At 58.2% G+C, this 14,860-nt stretch carries 15 protein-coding genes and 1 tRNA gene; 6 read left to right on the forward strand and 10 right to left on the reverse strand.

Annotated features, from left to right (window positions below):
- Positions 1-279: 279 nt before the first annotated feature.
- The 7 genes from phoB to phoR all read right to left on the reverse strand — a co-directional run bounded on the left by phoB (position 280) and on the right by phoR (position 8,366).
- Entirely contained in the window at positions 280-963 is a 684-nt protein-coding gene (gene phoB, locus QRN55_RS17065; RefSeq protein ID WP_111839920.1) for a phosphate regulon transcriptional regulator PhoB, read from the reverse strand.
- A gap of 112 nt (positions 964-1,075) precedes the next feature.
- Positions 1,076-1,792, reverse strand: coding sequence for a phosphate signaling complex protein PhoU (gene phoU, locus QRN55_RS17070; RefSeq protein ID WP_111839921.1), 717 nt, complete (start codon positions 1,790-1,792; stop codon positions 1,076-1,078).
- Between the two features lie 85 nt (positions 1,793-1,877).
- Complete coding sequence (gene pstB, locus QRN55_RS17075; protein ID WP_284777609.1) at positions 1,878-2,693, reverse strand: phosphate ABC transporter ATP-binding protein PstB; 816 nt, start codon at positions 2,691-2,693, stop codon at positions 1,878-1,880.
- Between the two features lie 73 nt (positions 2,694-2,766).
- Positions 2,767-4,089, reverse strand: a complete 1,323-nt coding sequence (gene pstA / locus QRN55_RS17080) for a phosphate ABC transporter permease PstA (protein WP_284777611.1) — start codon at positions 4,087-4,089, stop codon at positions 2,767-2,769.
- The gene (gene pstC, locus QRN55_RS17085; RefSeq protein WP_111839924.1) at positions 4,086-5,570 is read right to left on the reverse strand and encodes a phosphate ABC transporter permease subunit PstC; all 1,485 of its coding nucleotides are present in this window, start codon (positions 5,568-5,570) and stop codon (positions 4,086-4,088) included. Before pstC ends, pstA begins: the two co-directional genes overlap by 4 nt.
- A gap of 273 nt (positions 5,571-5,843) precedes the next feature.
- Entirely contained in the window at positions 5,844-6,878 is a 1,035-nt protein-coding gene (locus QRN55_RS17090; protein WP_111839925.1) for a substrate-binding domain-containing protein, read from the reverse strand.
- 213 nt (positions 6,879-7,091) lie between these two features.
- Positions 7,092-8,366 carry a phosphate regulon sensor histidine kinase PhoR gene (gene phoR / locus QRN55_RS17095; protein WP_502871344.1) on the reverse strand — a complete coding sequence of 425 codons (1,275 nt, stop codon included), beginning with the start codon at positions 8,364-8,366 and terminating at the stop codon, positions 7,092-7,094.
- Between the two features lie 194 nt (positions 8,367-8,560).
- Here phoR and ppk2 point away from each other — a divergent pair, with 194 nt between their 5' ends.
- Positions 8,561-9,445 (forward strand): polyphosphate kinase 2, encoded by an 885-nt coding sequence (gene ppk2, locus QRN55_RS17100; protein WP_284777612.1) that lies wholly within the window; start codon positions 8,561-8,563, stop codon positions 9,443-9,445.
- 41 nt (positions 9,446-9,486) lie between these two features.
- Here ppk2 and QRN55_RS17105 read toward each other — a convergent pair whose 3' ends face one another.
- Positions 9,487-10,665: a hypothetical protein gene (locus QRN55_RS17105; RefSeq protein ID WP_284777613.1), complete on the reverse strand. Its 1,179-nt coding sequence runs from the start codon at positions 10,663-10,665 to the stop codon at positions 9,487-9,489.
- Between the two features lie 324 nt (positions 10,666-10,989).
- On the opposite strand from QRN55_RS17105, the gene QRN55_RS17110 reads away from it, so the two are divergent.
- From QRN55_RS17110 to QRN55_RS17125, 4 genes are all read left to right on the forward strand, one after another.
- On the forward strand, positions 10,990-11,946 hold the full coding sequence (locus QRN55_RS17110; protein ID WP_284777614.1) for an NAD(P)H-dependent flavin oxidoreductase: 957 nt from the start codon (positions 10,990-10,992) through the stop codon (positions 11,944-11,946).
- A 125-nt stretch (positions 11,947-12,071) separates the two neighbouring features.
- Positions 12,072-12,147 (forward strand) — tRNA-Thr (locus QRN55_RS17115).
- A 148-nt stretch (positions 12,148-12,295) separates the two neighbouring features.
- On the forward strand, positions 12,296-12,592 hold the full coding sequence (locus QRN55_RS17120) for a type II toxin-antitoxin system HigB family toxin (protein ID WP_111839929.1): 297 nt from the start codon (positions 12,296-12,298) through the stop codon (positions 12,590-12,592).
- Positions 12,592-12,981, forward strand: coding sequence for a helix-turn-helix domain-containing protein (locus tag QRN55_RS17125; RefSeq protein WP_284777615.1), 390 nt, complete (start codon positions 12,592-12,594; stop codon positions 12,979-12,981). Before QRN55_RS17120 ends, QRN55_RS17125 begins: the two co-directional genes overlap by 1 nt.
- Before the next feature lie 15 nt (positions 12,982-12,996).
- Here the strand turns inward: QRN55_RS17125 and QRN55_RS17130 are convergent, their stop codons facing one another.
- On the reverse strand, positions 12,997-13,161 hold the full coding sequence (locus QRN55_RS17130; RefSeq protein WP_200925535.1) for a hypothetical protein: 165 nt from the start codon (positions 13,159-13,161) through the stop codon (positions 12,997-12,999).
- A gap of 143 nt (positions 13,162-13,304) precedes the next feature.
- Positions 13,305-14,597 (reverse strand): L-rhamnose catabolism isomerase, encoded by a 1,293-nt coding sequence (rhaI, locus tag QRN55_RS17135; RefSeq protein WP_284777616.1) that lies wholly within the window; start codon positions 14,595-14,597, stop codon positions 13,305-13,307.
- 91 nt (positions 14,598-14,688) lie between these two features.
- Between rhaI and QRN55_RS17140 the strand changes: the two genes are divergently transcribed.
- The gene (locus tag QRN55_RS17140) at positions 14,689-14,847 is read left to right on the forward strand and encodes a YqaE/Pmp3 family membrane protein (protein ID WP_042618061.1); all 159 of its coding nucleotides are present in this window, start codon (positions 14,689-14,691) and stop codon (positions 14,845-14,847) included.
- Positions 14,848-14,860 lie beyond the last annotated feature (13 nt).

A 14,860-nucleotide genomic window follows, 5' to 3' on the forward strand; every position in this document is an offset into this window, starting at 1 on the left:
TTGGAACCCTATTCACTGTTCATTCAAATCGGCGATCAATATCTCCGATATAATTGATTTCGCTGAACAAATACCAAGCCTCCCTCGTCTCGCCCGTAGCGGATAATCAACGCGCAAAACTGTCAATCGGGGTGGTCGAAGAGGGAGAAAATATATGGCCGAGGATATGCATCGGACTTCCGATTGGCCTGGCTTTCTGCAATTTAATAGAGAACGCCGTCCGTTTCGGCGCAGCTGATGACCCCTCAATTGGCGTCATCGCAGAGCGTGTTGAAGCTCTCAAGCTTCCATGGAGTAGCCCGCGCCGCGCACGGTGCGGATAACATCCTGCATGTTGGAGAAGTTGAGCGCCTTGCGCAGACGGCCTACGTGGACGTCCACGGTGCGTTCATCCACGTAGATATCGTGGCCCCAGACACCGTCGAGAAGCTGTGAGCGCGAGAAGACTCGACCCGGCGATACCATTAGGAACTCCAGCAGGCGGAATTCGGTCGGCCCCAGACGCACTTCGCGCGTCTTGCGATGGACGCGATGGGTTTCGCGGTCCAGCTCGATATCGCCGCATTTCAACAGCGATGACAGAACTTCCGGGCGGGCGCGGCGCAACATGGCCTTGACTCGTGCCATCAGTTCCGGTGTCGAGAACGGCTTGACTACGTAATCGTCGGCGCCGGTTGCCAAGCCGCGTACGCGCTCGCTCTCTTCGCCACGCGCCGTCAGCATGATGATCGGCAGTCGCTCCGTTTCCGGGCGCATACGCAGACGGCGGCACAGCTCGATGCCGGAAACGCCAGGGAGCATCCAGTCGAGGATCAGAAGATCCGGGGTCCGCTCCTGCAGACGGATTTCCGCCTCGTCGCCGCGTGGAATGGTGTCCACGTCATAACCTTCGGATTCCAGATTGTATCGAAGAAGAACGCTGAGGGCTTCCTCGTCTTCGACAACTGCGATTTTCGGCACCATAGCTCAGGACTCCGCCCATCTTGGGAGAACGCCATGCGCCCGCAAGGACGCATTGGCATGTGGGTTTTACGCATCCAGCCCGACCGAACGGATCGGGCCGATGCGACGAGGCTTACTCGGTGATCGCACCGAGCGTGTTGGAACTGTCGTCCTTGGGACGCTCGCCTTCCGGCTGGCTGCCGGTTGCCATATAATAGATGGTCTCGGCGATATTGGTGGCGTGGTCACCCACGCGCTCTATGTTCTTTGCGCAGAACAGAAGATGCGTGCAGGTCGTGATGTTGCGCGGATCTTCCATCATGTAGGTCAGAAGCTCGCGGAACAGCGACGTGTACATGGCGTCGATTTCCTCGTCACGCTCACGGATGGCCTGCGCCTTTTCCGCCGAGCGTGTGGAATAGACATCCAGCACTTCCTTCAACTGCACCAGAGCCAGTTCGGACAGATGCTCCAGACCGCGGGCCAGCTTGCGCGGAACGCCCGTACCGGCAACCGCGATGACACGCTTGGCGGTGTTCTTGCCCAGATCGCCCACGCGCTCCAGATCGGCTGCGATGCGCAGCGAACCGATGATTTCGCGAAGGTCCGCCGCCATTGGCTGACGCTTGGCGATGGTGACGATGGCCTTGTCGCCGATTTCGCGCTCGGCGTGATCGAGGATCGTATCGTCAGAAATGACCTTCTGGGCCAGAGCCGCATCGGAGTTGACCAGCGCGCGCACCGCATCGGCACACATCTGCTCTGCCAGACCGCCCATTTCGGCGATACGGCGGGTCAGGAACTTCAGCTCTTCATCGTAGGCGGACATGATATGTGAGTGTGTCGGCATGTTCGAACTCTCCAGTTTCGATGCGCTTTTCCGCAAGCCCGGCAGGGCTCCAGCGTCTGGCGCGAATGATTAAACCTGCGGCCAATCAGCCGAAGCGACCCATGATGTAGTCCTGCGTGCGCTGGTCATCCGGGTTGGTGAACATCTTGTCCGTATCGTTCTCTTCCACCAGGTGACCCAGATGGAACATGGCCGTGCGCTGCGAAACACGGGCAGCCTGCTGCATGGAGTGGGTTACGATGACGATGGTGTAATTGGCGCGCAGTTCGTGGATCAGCTCCTCGACCTTAGCAGTTGCGATCGGGTCCAGCGCCGAGCAGGGTTCGTCCATGAGGATGACTTCGGGCGAAACGGCGATGGCGCGGGCGATGCACAGACGCTGCTGCTGACCGCCGGACAGGCCGGTGCCCGATTCGTGCAGACGATCCTTGGCTTCGTTCCACAGACCGGCTTTCTGAAGACTGGACTCGACGATCTGATCCATATCCGCCTTGTTGCGGGCAAGACCATGGATGCGCGGGCCGTAGGCGATGTTTTCGTAGATCGTCTTCGGGAACGGGTTGGGCTTCTGGAACACCATGCCGACACGGGCACGCAGTTCCACCACGTCGATAGTCTGATCGTAGATGTCTTCTTCGTCGAGCGTGATCTTGCCCGCAACGCGGCAGCCATCGATCGTGTCATTCATGCGGTTCAGTGTGCGCAGGAATGTCGATTTGCCACAGCCGGACGGGCCGATGAGCGCCGTCACGGTGTTTTCGCGAACATTGAGGTTCACATCATAGAGGGCACGCTTCTCGCTGTAATAGACCGAAACGTCCTTGCCGATCATCTTGTATGATACTTCATTCATTTTCTTGTCCAGCGCCTTTTCAACTGCTGCTTCCGACAACATATTCATAGCCTCAAGCTCCCGGTTTCCGTTACATCGCACGTCCAGAGGAAAAACCGGAGACCGGTTTTTCAGGAAATGCTTACCAGCGACGCTCGAAGCGGCGGCGCAACAGGATTGCTCCAACATTCATGACGACGAGGAACATGAGCAGGATGATGATAGCGCCTGATGTTCTCTCGACAAAGGCGCGTTCTGCTTCGTTCGCCCACATATAGATCTGTACCGGCAGGGCCGTGGACGGGTCCATCGGCGTTGTCGGGTAATTCGCGACGAAGGCGACCATGCCGATGAGCAGCAGAGGTGCGGTTTCGCCCAGGGCATGCGCCAGGCCGATGATGGTGCCAGTGAGAATTCCCGGCATGGCCAGTGGCAGCACGTGGTGGAAAATCGTCTGCATTTTCGATGCGCCAAGCCCAAGGGCCGCAGCACGGATGGATGGCGGCACAGCCTTCAGCGCCGCACGCGTGGCGATGATGATGGTCGGCAACGTCATCAGCGTCAGCACCAGACCACCGACCAGCGAGGCCGAGCGCGGGAAGCCCATGAAGTTGATGAAGACCGACAGGCCGAGCAGACCGTAGACGATCGACGGAACGGCTGCGAGGTTGTTGATGTTGACCTCGATCAGGTCCGTCAGGCGGTTCTTCGGTGCGAATTCTTCCAGATAGATGGAAGCGGCAACACCGATGGGCAGTGACAGCACCAGAACGATCAGCATCATATAGAAGGAGCCGATCAGCGCCACGCCGACACCTGCGGCCTCTGGACGGCTGGATGCGCCGTTGAAGAAGATGCCGGTGTTGAACTCCTTGGCCAGTTGGCCCGCATCGGTCAGTTGCTTGACCCAGCCGAGCTGCTGGTCGGAGATGCGACGGTTCTGTTCGTTGACGGAAACATCGACCTGACCTTTGACCACGCTGTCGAGATCACCGGATGCCAGAAGGGCAACGGTGCGCGTGGTGCCGATGACGCTAGGATCGGCCACCACCAGATCGCGAAGCTGTCCTCGGATGCTGTCGGAGATCATCGCATTCACGGCCTTCAGGGCATCACGATCATCCAAGGACACGCCGACTGCCTTTGCCACCGCATTGCGGGCAACCACGGGATAGTTCGCGGTCATCAGCTTGCCGGGGTTCTGGGCACGGACATTGTCGGGATCGATGATCTGCTGCGAGAACTCGACCGGAACGGTGATCATGGTCTGCTGGAACGCCGTGTAGCCTTTGCCGACGACGGACCAGAGAAGCAGGAACAGAAACAGCAGGCCGAAGGAGATAGCCGCCAGACCATAGGTTCGAAAGCGGCGCTCTGAGGCGTAACGGCGCTTGATGCCGATATCGCGACGGACCTTCTTCGTTGCGGCGGGGGCGATGACGCCCGGAGTAACGACCTCGGTCATTCGTACTGCTCCCGGTATTTGCGCACGATATAGAGCGCGTAGATATTGAGGCAAAGCGTGATGGCAAACAGGGTGATGCCAAGCGCAAAGGCAACCAGCGTCTGCGGCGACGTGAACTCAAGGTCGCCCGTCAACTGGCTGACGATCTTAACGGTGACCGTCGTCATCGGCTCGAACGGATCGATCTGGAGGCGTGCGGCAACACCGGCGGCCAGAACCACGATCATCGTTTCACCGATGGCGCGCGAGGCGGTCATCAAAATGGCGCCGACGATGCCCGGAAGAGCGGCAGGCAGGATGACCTTTTTGACCGTCTCGGAGCGCGTTGCACCCAGACCCAGCGAACCGTCGCGCAGCGTGCGAGGAACGGCTGTGATGATGTCATCCGACAGCGACGAGACGTAAGGGATCAGCATGATACCCATGACGAAACCGGCGGTGATGACACTCTGCGCCTGAATGAAGTTGGTGTAATCGCCGGTCGTCAGGCCATTGATCTGCGAGGAGATGTCCCGCAGGAACGGACCGACCGTCGTCAGCGCGAAGAAGCCGTAGACGATGGTGGGGATACCGGCCAGAACTTCCAGCAGCGGCTTTGCGACGGATCGGAAGCGAGGGCTGGCATATTCCGCCATGTAGATGGCCGAGAACAGACCGACGGGAACGGCAACCAGCATAGCGACGAAGCCGATGTAAAGCGTGCCCGCCAGAAGTGGAATGAGACCGAACTGACCGGCGCTGTCCGTCGAGCCCGCTGCGGCGAACCGCGGGTCCCAGACCGTTCCGAAGAAGAACTCCTGAGCCGGGACCATGTTGAAGAACTGGATGGCTTCCGTCAGCATCGACAATACGATGCCGATGGTAGTGAGGATGGCGATGGACGAGGCCAGCAGCAGGGCTGCGAGAATGACCTTCTCGACATTGTTGCGGGCCCGGAACCGGGGTGCGATGCCACGCATGGCGTAAAATGCGCCAGCGAAGGCCGTGCCCAATACGATGATGACCATGCCAAGGCGGCTCGCCGTCGTCATGGTGTTGAGCGTTTCAGCCGCTTCGACCATGTAGGCTTCTGGATCGCCGGCAATGGCGACACCCTTGGAGCCGAGCAGCGGACGCAATTTGGCCGGATCGGCCTTGGCCTGAGCCGTTTCGTCTGCCGTCAGCCGTTGAAGGCCGCGCGCGATGGAACCGACCATGCCGTAGCTGAGGCTCTGCTGCGCCTCGGACCGCGCCTTGATGTCTTCGGGAAACTCGCCACGGACAGCCGCAGTGACGATCATGGGGCTGATGATGAGCCAAAGTGCTAAAATGAATGCGGCAGGCAGAACGGCCCATATGAGAACATAGGAGCCATGATAACCGGCACGGGAATGCATGGAGGACGGACGACCGCCCGCCAGGGCGACAGCGCGGCGTGAACCCAGCAAATAGCTGGCTATGCCGATCAGCGCCAATATCAGCAAAAGAATGGATGTGTTCATGAGACTTTCCTCGGCGCACCAGAAAGGGATGCGGTATCAGGCAGCTTTGTTACTTGCACATCGGATCATCGAAAAACCGCATCGAACCTCTTTAGCTCGATGGTTTTGCGACAGTGCCGTCTTCCCTATTGTGGCTCAGGCATTCCGGGTTGATACATCATATGTATCGGCCGCTTGATCATGCGATAAATAGGAACTGTCAACCCACACAGCGCCTTGCCAACAGATAGATGGATGGAAGGCGCGACGATGTCGCCGCGCCTTCCAGACCTGTTACATGATCTTGCCAGCTTCGAACTGAGCGCGGATTTCCTTGCGCTCGGCTTCTGGAGCAGCAACCAGACCGTAGTTGGACAGTGGAGAGTCAGGGCCGATCATCTCGTCGGAGGTGAAGAACTCGACATATTCCTTCAGACCAGGAATAACGCCGACATGTGCCTTCTTGACGTAGAAGAACAGCGGGCGAGACACAGGGTACTTGCCGCTTGCAACGGATTCAGTCGTTGGAACAACGCCGCTGACGGTTGCAACCTTCAGCTTGTCCTTGTTGTTCTCGTAGAATGCGAGGCCGAATACGCCGAGACCGGTCTTGTTGGCGTCGATGCGAGCGAGCGTCTCTGTGTAGTCGCCGTCGATATCGACAGCGGCGCCGTCTTTACGAACAGCAACGCACTTTGCAGCAGCCTGCTTGGCGTCGGCAACGAGACCCTTGATCGCGTCGGTTGCGCCAGCTTCCTTGCAGCCGTCAGCCATGATCTTCTCTTCGAAGACTTCGCGTGTGCCGTGCTTGGAGCCAGGGATGTAGGCAGCGATCGCAACGTCAGGCAGTTCCTTGTTGATTTCGGACCACTTCTTGTAAGGGTTGGCAACCAGCTTGCCGTCCTTGACGACTTCAGCAGCGAGACCGAGGTAGAGGTCCTTTGGCTCGAGCTTCACGTCCTTGTTGGACTTGTCCATGGCGAAGACGATGCCGTCGTAACCGATCTTGACTTCCTGAACGTCGGTCACGCCAGCTGCCTTACAGGCTGCAAGTTCGTCGGCCTTGATTGGGCGCGAGGCGTTCGCAACGTCGATGGTGCCTTCACCAACGCCGGAGCAGAATGCCTTCAAGCCGCCGCCTGTGCCGCCGGACTCAACGACTGGAGCCTTAAAGTCAGGGAAAGTTTCAGCAAAAGTTTCAGCAACGATCTTTGCGTAAGGCAGAACCGTGGACGAGCCGGCAACCTGGATCTGGTCACGAGCAGATGCGGCACCCGCAAAGGCAACGGAGGCCACCAAGGCGGCGGCGGACAATTTTACGATATTCATGTAACTCTCCCGTATGGGGCCCGCATTGGGCTTTTATAGACGCTGCCGGCAGTAACTTTACCCTCTTGCCCAATCTGGGCTGCCCCGGCGGCCTCTTCTTAACCAGTCTTGCCACACCCTTTTATGTCATTTGGGTGAAAGATTTGTGACAGGTCAAGTATCTGATTTTCAATATCTATTTTTATCCGCAATGCATGAGAAAAGCATTATGTGTCAAAATCTCACGGTGAAGTCCGTGCCGACCTCCAGTTCCGAGCGAATGATGAGGCGAGCCCGGTGTCTGGTGAGGATGTGTTTGACGATGGCAAGGCCCAAACCGGTGCCTTTTTTGGAGCGGCTGTCTGCCACGCTGACCCGGTAAAACCGCTCCGTTAGACGCGGCACATGCTCTGCCGGAATGCCCGGCCCCTTGTCCACGACGCTGACTTCGACCGGCTTCCCGGCGTCGGCGCGCAAGAACACATCCACCACCTTGCCGTCCTGACCATATTTGCAGGCATTCTCCACAAGGTTCTGGAACACCTGCACCAGTTCGTCCCGGTCACCCGTCACCTCCACCTTGCCCTCGGGGATGTGCAGATTGATGCCGATCTCAAGATCTTCGGCCAGCGGCAGCAGGGAGTCCCTGACGTGGCCGAGAAGCGGCACGAGATCCACGCGTTGATCCGGGGCGATATTGGCGCGCAATTCCAGCCGCGACAGGGACATCAGATCGTCCACGAGGCGGCTCATGCGGGTGGCCTGATCCAGCATGATGCCTAAAAACCGTTCCCGCGCCTTGGGATCGTCACGGGCCGGGCCCTGCATGGTTTCGATAAAGCCGCGCAAGGATGCCAGCGGCGTGCGCAGCTCATGGCTCGCATTCGCCACGAAATCGCTGCGCATGCGATCGATCCGACGCAGTTCCGAAACATCGCGGAAGGAGAGAATATAGAGTGGTGCGCCAGCCTGCTCCTGGGTCGCGGCAGGCGCGATGCGGACGATGAAGACCCGCTCCGACGGAAGCCGTTCGGAATGCTCAACCTGATTAGGCTGGCCGGTTGCGATGGTTTCCCTGATCACATCCAGCAGGCCCGGAGACCGCAAGCGCCCCGATATATGCGAGCCGACCGGAAGCGTGCCGAAAGCCCGGTCTGCGGCGCTGTTTTCAAAGAGGACGCTGGCGTTTCGATCCAAAATGAAGACGGGCGTGTCGAGAACCGCCAGCCCGGAGCGCACCCCGGCAATCAGGCTTTCGCTGACCGCCTGCTCCTCGTCGACCACCGTCTCTGCCGCGCGTTTCGTGACCTTGGCGACCTTGCCGGAGTTGACTGCAAGAATGGCCAGCACCGCGCCGACCCACAGCACCAGCGGCACATAGGGCGTGCGCAGTTCCGACAGCGTAACGAGCGCCAGAAGGGTGACGACGGAAATGGGCAGCCAGCTGCGGCGAAGTCCATGCCAATATCTTGCCAGCGTGCTGCCGCTTTCCATCACCGCCATTGCCATCTGCTTTCCTCTGCCGCCGAAATCAGCGTATCGACCCTTTTATCGCTCTTTCATGACAGAGATTCATCACTGTGTCTTTTCCCACAGCTTGATCTTCCGGCACGCGCCGCGAAACGCACTATATTGAACTTCGGCACGGACTGTGAGTTGATGCAGGCGAACCGCACGATGAACCCGCCACACAGGGAGCGATGATGAGCGAAAACGCCAAGGACCGTTCGGTCGAACTTCAAATCGGTGGGAAAACCCGCATCTTCAACATAGACGACCCGGTTCTGCCGGACTGGGTGGAAGACAACAAGCTGTCTGCGGGCGGTTTTCCCTATGACAAGAAGATGAACCGAGACGACTATGACAAGACGCTGGAAGCTTTGCAGATCGAGCTGGTGAAGGTGCAATACTGGCTGCAAGCCACCGGCAGTCGCGTGCTTTCCGTCTTCGAAGGCCGTGATGCGGCGGGCAAAGGCGGCGCGATCTCGGTCGTCAAGGAATACCTCAATCCCCGCGCCGCGCGCGTGGTTGCTCTGTCCAAACCAACCGAGACGGAGCGTGGGCAATGGTATTTCCAGCGCTACATTTCGCATTTTCCAACGGCTGGCGAAATCGTCATGTTCGACCGCTCCTGGTACAACCGCGCAGGCGTCGAACCCGTCATGGGCTTCTGCACCCCTGACGAACACAAGCGCTTCCTCAAGGAAACGCCACGTCTGGAAAAGATGGTGGAGCACGAGGGCACCTATCTGTTCAAGTTCTGGCTGGATATCGGTCGCGAAACCCAGATCGCGCGTTTTCACGATCGGCGGCACAGCCCGTTGAAAGCGTGGAAACTGTCCGACATGGACATCGCAGCGCTGACCAAGTGGGACGATTACACCGCCATGCGGGATTTGATGCTGGAAAAGACCCACATCGACGACGCGCCGTGGACCGTAATCCGTGCCAACGACAAGCGACGCGCCCGCATCAACCTCATCCGGCACATTCTGAAAACGCTGGATTACGAGGGTAAAGACAAGAGTGTCATCGGCGATATCGACGAGAAGATTCTCGGATTTGGCCCTGACTTTCTGAAATCATGATCTCAAGCCCTCACTCCCTGTCGATGCGGGGAGTGAAGCATTCACTCGCCTGGCAGAATACGGACCGAGTAGAGATTGACCGGCAGTCCATTGCCATCGATATCACTGTTGATGATGATGCGGCCCGGGCTGTTGGGCGCGAGCGTGCGGTCGAATGCGACGTTAATCAGCATATCCGCCCGCTCCGGCGTTGCTGTGAAACGGTGGCGGGAGCAATCGCCGAGGCTGCCGAAATCACAACTGACGGAAAGCTGCGTCTGCCGATCACTGGAGGATTGCAGCGTAATCGAAATGGTGGAGGACTTACCCGCCATTTCCTTCAGCACGTCTGCCGGCACAGTGATGCTGACATTGCCGTCCGCTTCGCCGACCCGCGATGTCAGGCGCACGGCCTTTCCGGCTGGCGTGGTGATGGGCTCCACCACCGAGAGCGACGCCGTCTGGATGCCGTTCGTGCCGCGCTCGGCATTGAAGACATCTTCCCAGGCATCGGAAAAGCCGCGACCGGCTTCGACGCTTGGCTGCGGCGTTGCTTCTGCGCCATTGAAATCTTCCGACTGCACCTCAGGAGGCGGGTTCGGCACGCCGGTGTCGCGTTCGCTCGGCGACAAAAGCAGGCCGGAACTATAGACCCACCAAGCGCCCAAGCCGATGAAGGCGAGCAAGGTGAAATAGATGAAGAGACGTGCGACCAGCCCCTTCTTGCGGCGCGCCTTGGCAGCACGTTCCGGGGTAAAGGCAAGCGATGATGCCGCATCTGTGCGCGCGTTTGACCGCGCATCGGGTGCGACTACGCCGCGCTCTGCTCTGATTTCGCCAATATCGTGGGCGGCGGGCTCGCTATCGTCGCGTTCACTGCGGATTTCGGCGTCCACCGGCAGCACGTCGTCCTGGTCGTAGCCTTCTTGGTCCTGTGCAGAGACAGTCGGCGTGACGGGTCGTATGGGCGGCGGGGGAGTTGGTGCCCGCGCTGCTTCCCGGCGAACATGATCTTCGACGACGCTTAAAAGACGATTGCGCTCTTCGCTTTCAATGGCGTGAATCAGCGCCTCCAGCCGCTGACGCTGCTGCGCCACGGTTTCGGGATCGTCTATGCCCTGCTTGCGCAAGCCCGCTTCCAGCGCCTGACGCGAAGACTGGTAAATACGCGCCCGCACCTCGGCACTCGATCTGTCCGATTTTTCCAGGGCATTTCTGATTGCCGTTTCCAGTCCGCTCACTGTCGGTCCTTTGCTTTTCGTCGAAGAGGCGCTGCATTATCCACGCTGTCACTCAAGCAACAAGGCGCGCCGCCTTCGTTTACGATTCGGTAACCTCTCGTTTGCCCAACCGCAAGGGACGAGTTTCGCAATTATCGGAATGGCTTGGGGAAAACACGCCTCACGCAACGTCTAGACGTTCAAGTTAAGGCTATGAGCACTATCGCTTGGCCTGCGCTTCTTCAAAGGTTGCAACCGAAACCAGCACGCAATTTTCTGCTTTTCATATCGGATAGCCTTCGCTACATCTTACGTGCGCGTAAACGTAAGCCTGTGGGAGGAACCATGCTGCCATCCGTATTGAAAGACAATCTGAGACTGCCGGTGGTCGCCTCTCCGCTGTTCATCATTTCCCACCCGGAGCTGACGCTCGCGCAATGCAAGGCTGGCATCGTCGGTGCTTTTCCAGCGCTCAACGCCCGCCCGGAAAGCCAGCTGGACGAGTGGCTTGCCATGCTGACGGAGGACCTTGCCGCCCACAACGCCGCAAATCCCGACCGTCCCGCCGCCCCTTTCGCGGTCAACCAGATCGTTCACACCTCCAACAAGCGGCTGGAGCATGATCTGGGTCTTTGCGTGAAATACAAGGTGCCGATCGTCATCTCCTCGCTGGGGGCTGTGCCGGAGGTGAATGCTGCCATCCATTCCTATGGCGGCATCGTGCTGCATGACGTCATCAACAACCGCCACGCCAATTCCGCCATCCGTAAGGGTGCCGACGGGCTGATTGCGGTGGCGACAGGCGCGGGCGGCCATGCGGGCACGCTTTCCCCCTTCGCGCTGGTGCAGGAAATCCGTGAATGGTTCGACGGGCCGCTGCTTCTGGCCGGCGCCATCGCCAATGGCGGCGCTATTCTCGCAGCCCAAGCCATGGGCGCCGACATGGCTTATATCGGCTCCCCCTTTATCGCAACGACGGAAGCGCGCGCGACCGATGCCTACAAGCAAGCCATCGTGGACGCCCAAGCCAACGACATCGTCTACTCCAATTACTTCACCGGCATTCACGGCAACTACATGAAAGCCTCGATCATCACAGCCGGTCTGGACCCCGACAACCTGCCGGAAGCAGACCCGTCCAAAATGGATTTTGGAGCAGCCACCAGCGGCGCGAAAGCTTGGAAAGACATCTGGGGCGCGGGCCAAGGCGTGGGCGCGGTGAAAGCCGTGGAACCCGTTGCTACCGTGGTCGAACGGCTCGCCCGGGAATACGACGCCGCCAAGGCCCGCATTCTGGCATGAAGGAGCTGGCGCGAGTTGGCGATACGGGATTTTTAGTCGAACCCGTATTCAAGGCTTGAAATCCATCCCCAATGCCTGTATCAGCCCGCCATACGCCGCGCCGAGACATATTCGGCGCTTGGCAAGCCGCTTTAGCTCAGGTGGTAGAGCACATCATTCGTAATGATGGGGTCGCAGGTTCGAGTCCTGCAAGCGGCACCAGCCTTTTCAACGGCGGTCAATTTTACCTAACCCTCTTCTCGTTGAAATACTCGCCCAGAACGCAGAACATTATGCGTCGTTTATTTAATTCCCGAAATCAGCAACTTGCTATTGTTCCCAAATTGGGAATGAATTATAATCTTGCATCATGCAGATCATCGCAAAGTCTACATTGAAGCTGTTTTGGGAGCGCCATGCTCAGGCCGAAACACCATTGAAGACGTGGTATGCGATTGTCAGCAAGGCAGAGTGGAGCGGACCTTCAGACGTGAAGACAGCGTTTGGTTCAACAGTGGATTTCGTTTCGGATAACCGCGTGATTTTCGACATTTCAGGCAACAAATATCGCCTGATTGTCCATGTCGCATATGCCTACAAACGCGTTTTGATCAAGTTTGTCGGCACTCATAAAGACTACGACCAGATCGACCCGGAGACAGTGTAATGGACAATATTCGCGCCATCAAAACCGATGCTGATCTTGCTTGGGCCATTGCGGAGATCAGCCCTTATTTTGACAATCCGCCTGATCTTGGAACGCCTGATGCCGACAGGTTCGATGTGCTTGCTACGCTCATCGAAGCTTTTGAGAACAAGCATTATCACATCGACGCGCCTGAACCGGTGGAATTGATCAAAACGCATATGGAGATGACAGGTCGGACTCAAGGTGATCTTGCTGCGCTTTTCGGTTCACGCTCGCGCGCCTCAGAAGTCCTGAACAGGAAACGCGCTCTTACTGTGGATATGATCCATAGGCTGCATAAGGAGTGGGGGATCCCCGCGGAATGTCTAGTGGAGCCGTATCATCTTTGCGAACGAAAATACGCATGACGAAAGCCGCAAGCATCACTGCTGCGGCTGAACCGTCGTTCTCGGGATCAACGTCCCGTCCTGGCTCTGCGGTGAAAGCTGTCTGTCGCCGTTAAGGAAGGCGATGCTCAGCACGATGCCCACGAGCACGCATAGGAGCGCGACGAATATCAGGCCTGATCTGTCTATTGGCTTCTTCATGCCTCGCTAACATAGACGTGAATGTGAAGATGATGGGGCGGAAAACACGATTTTTTAACGCAGGACATATTTGGTTACAAATGCGTGAAGCCACGCCTTTGCGTGCCTTCGTTTGTTAAGGTTTGCGCCTCATTCAGCTGGCGTCAGATGATGCCACCGCTGCCGCCCTTCGATGCGGGGCGTTCGCCAGCGATTTTGGCACGGTAACCGCTGGCGCGGTAGGTGGCGATGGGGTCGATCGCGCCGCTTGATCTCTTCCGCGCTTCGGCCAGAATGGGTTCGACATCGGTGCGGTAGGCACGCTTTAGCGTGTCGGATGCCATCAGCGCATCATTGTCCTGCTGGTATCCATCGAGTGCCACACGGTCCACCAGAAGCGCCTGCGCATAGGCGCGGCGGATTTCGTTGGCGCTGGAGATGAGGCTTTCGATGGGGTCGGTTACATTGTGCGACTGGTCGATCATATGGGCCGGGTGGAAGCCCTTGACGCCACGATGGTCGGCATCGACAAGCTCGTTGAAGACCAGAAACAGGCGGTAGGGATCGATGGAGCCTGCATCCAGATCGTCATCGCCATATTTGCTGTCGTTGAAATGGAAGCCGCCGAGCTTGCCGAACTGGATGAGGCGGGCGACGATCATTTCGATGTTGGTGTTGGGCGCATGGTGGCCGAGATCCACGAGGCAGAAGGCCTTGTCGCCCAGCGTATTGGCGATGAGGTAATTCGTTCCCCAATCCTGCACCACCGTCGAATAGAAAGCGGGCTCATACATCTTGTGTTCGGAAAAGATGCGCCAGTCATCCGGCAGCGCCTTGTAGATATCGCCCATGGCGGAGAGATACCGCTCGAAGCTTCTGGTGAAATTGCTCTGGCCGGGGAAGTTGGAGCCATCGCCCACCCACACCGTCAGTGCCTTGGAGCCAAGGGCGTTGCCGATTTCGATACATTCGATGTTGTGGTCAACCGCCTGTTGGCGCGTTGCTGCGTCCGCGTGGCTCAGCGAGCCGTATTTGTAGGAATGCGGCTGGTCGGGAGCATCCGAAAACGTGTTGGAGTTCATCGCGTCGAAGCCGAGACCCAGCGCATCGGCATGGGCTTTCAGCGCCTTCGGGTCCTGTTTGTCCCAGGGAATATGAAGCGAGACGTTGGGCGTTGCTACTGTCAGCTGGTTGATGACGGCGCAATCATCCAGCTTGTCGAAGATGCCGCGTGGTTCTCCCTTGCCGGGAAAACGGGCAAAGCGCGTGCCGCCGGTGCCCACACCCCAGGATGGGACGGCCACGAAGAATTTCGATACCTGCTCGGTGATAGCTTCAATATCGATATTGCGCCGCGCCAGATGCTCGCCCAGCGCATCGTAGTCTGATCCGTGGGCCGCCTGGCGCTTTTCGTTCTCGCGCTCGACAATATCGGCGGCAATCTTCAGTTCAACCATGTGTTCCTCCCGGTCCGCGTCCCCGCATTTGAAACCAATCCGGCGTTTCCCACGTTATGGGGGCAGCAACAAACAGACGGGATATTCAATCGTGGACGTAATTCGTATTATTCTTGCCATTTTCCTGCCGCCGGTCGGCGTGTTCCTTCAGGTTGGCCTTGGCCTGCACTTCTGGCTCAACATCCTGCTGACGCTGTGCGGTTATATTCCCGGCATCATCCACGCCATCTGGGTTATCCTGCGCAAATAAGCCTATCTCACCC

The organism is Agrobacterium sp. lyk4-40-TYG-31, from assembly GCF_030209855.1.
GTDB classification, from domain to species: domain Bacteria; phylum Pseudomonadota; class Alphaproteobacteria; order Rhizobiales; family Rhizobiaceae; genus Agrobacterium; species Agrobacterium vaccinii.

Bases quoted from the DNA above. Each gene is read 5' to 3' on its own strand.
- phoB (WP_111839920.1), bottom strand. From the start codon at position 963: ATGGTGCCGAAAATCGCAGTTGTCGAAGACGAGGAAGCCCTCAGCGTT.
- phoU (WP_111839921.1), bottom strand. From the start codon at position 1,792: ATGCCGACACACTCACATATCATGTCCGCCTACGATGAAGAGCTGAAG.
- pstB (WP_284777609.1), bottom strand. From the start codon at position 2,693: ATGAATATGTTGTCGGAAGCAGCAGTTGAAAAGGCGCTGGACAAGAAA.
- pstA (WP_284777611.1), bottom strand. From the start codon at position 4,089: ATGACCGAGGTCGTTACTCCGGGCGTCATCGCCCCCGCCGCAACGAAG.
- pstC (WP_111839924.1), bottom strand. From the start codon at position 5,570: ATGAACACATCCATTCTTTTGCTGATATTGGCGCTGATCGGCATAGCC.
- QRN55_RS17090 (WP_111839925.1), bottom strand. From the start codon at position 6,878: ATGAATATCGTAAAATTGTCCGCCGCCGCCTTGGTGGCCTCCGTTGCC.
- phoR (WP_502871344.1), bottom strand. From the start codon at position 8,366: ATGGCAATGGCGGTGATGGAAAGCGGCAGCACGCTGGCAAGATATTGG.
- ppk2 (WP_284777612.1), top strand. From the start codon at position 8,561: ATGAGCGAAAACGCCAAGGACCGTTCGGTCGAACTTCAAATCGGTGGG.
- QRN55_RS17110 (WP_284777614.1), top strand. From the start codon at position 10,990: ATGCTGCCATCCGTATTGAAAGACAATCTGAGACTGCCGGTGGTCGCC.
- QRN55_RS17120 (WP_111839929.1), top strand. From the start codon at position 12,296: ATGCAGATCATCGCAAAGTCTACATTGAAGCTGTTTTGGGAGCGCCAT.
- QRN55_RS17125 (WP_284777615.1), top strand. From the start codon at position 12,592: ATGGACAATATTCGCGCCATCAAAACCGATGCTGATCTTGCTTGGGCC.
- QRN55_RS17130 (WP_200925535.1), bottom strand. From the start codon at position 13,161: ATGAAGAAGCCAATAGACAGATCAGGCCTGATATTCGTCGCGCTCCTA.
- rhaI (WP_284777616.1), bottom strand. From the start codon at position 14,597: ATGGTTGAACTGAAGATTGCCGCCGATATTGTCGAGCGCGAGAACGAA.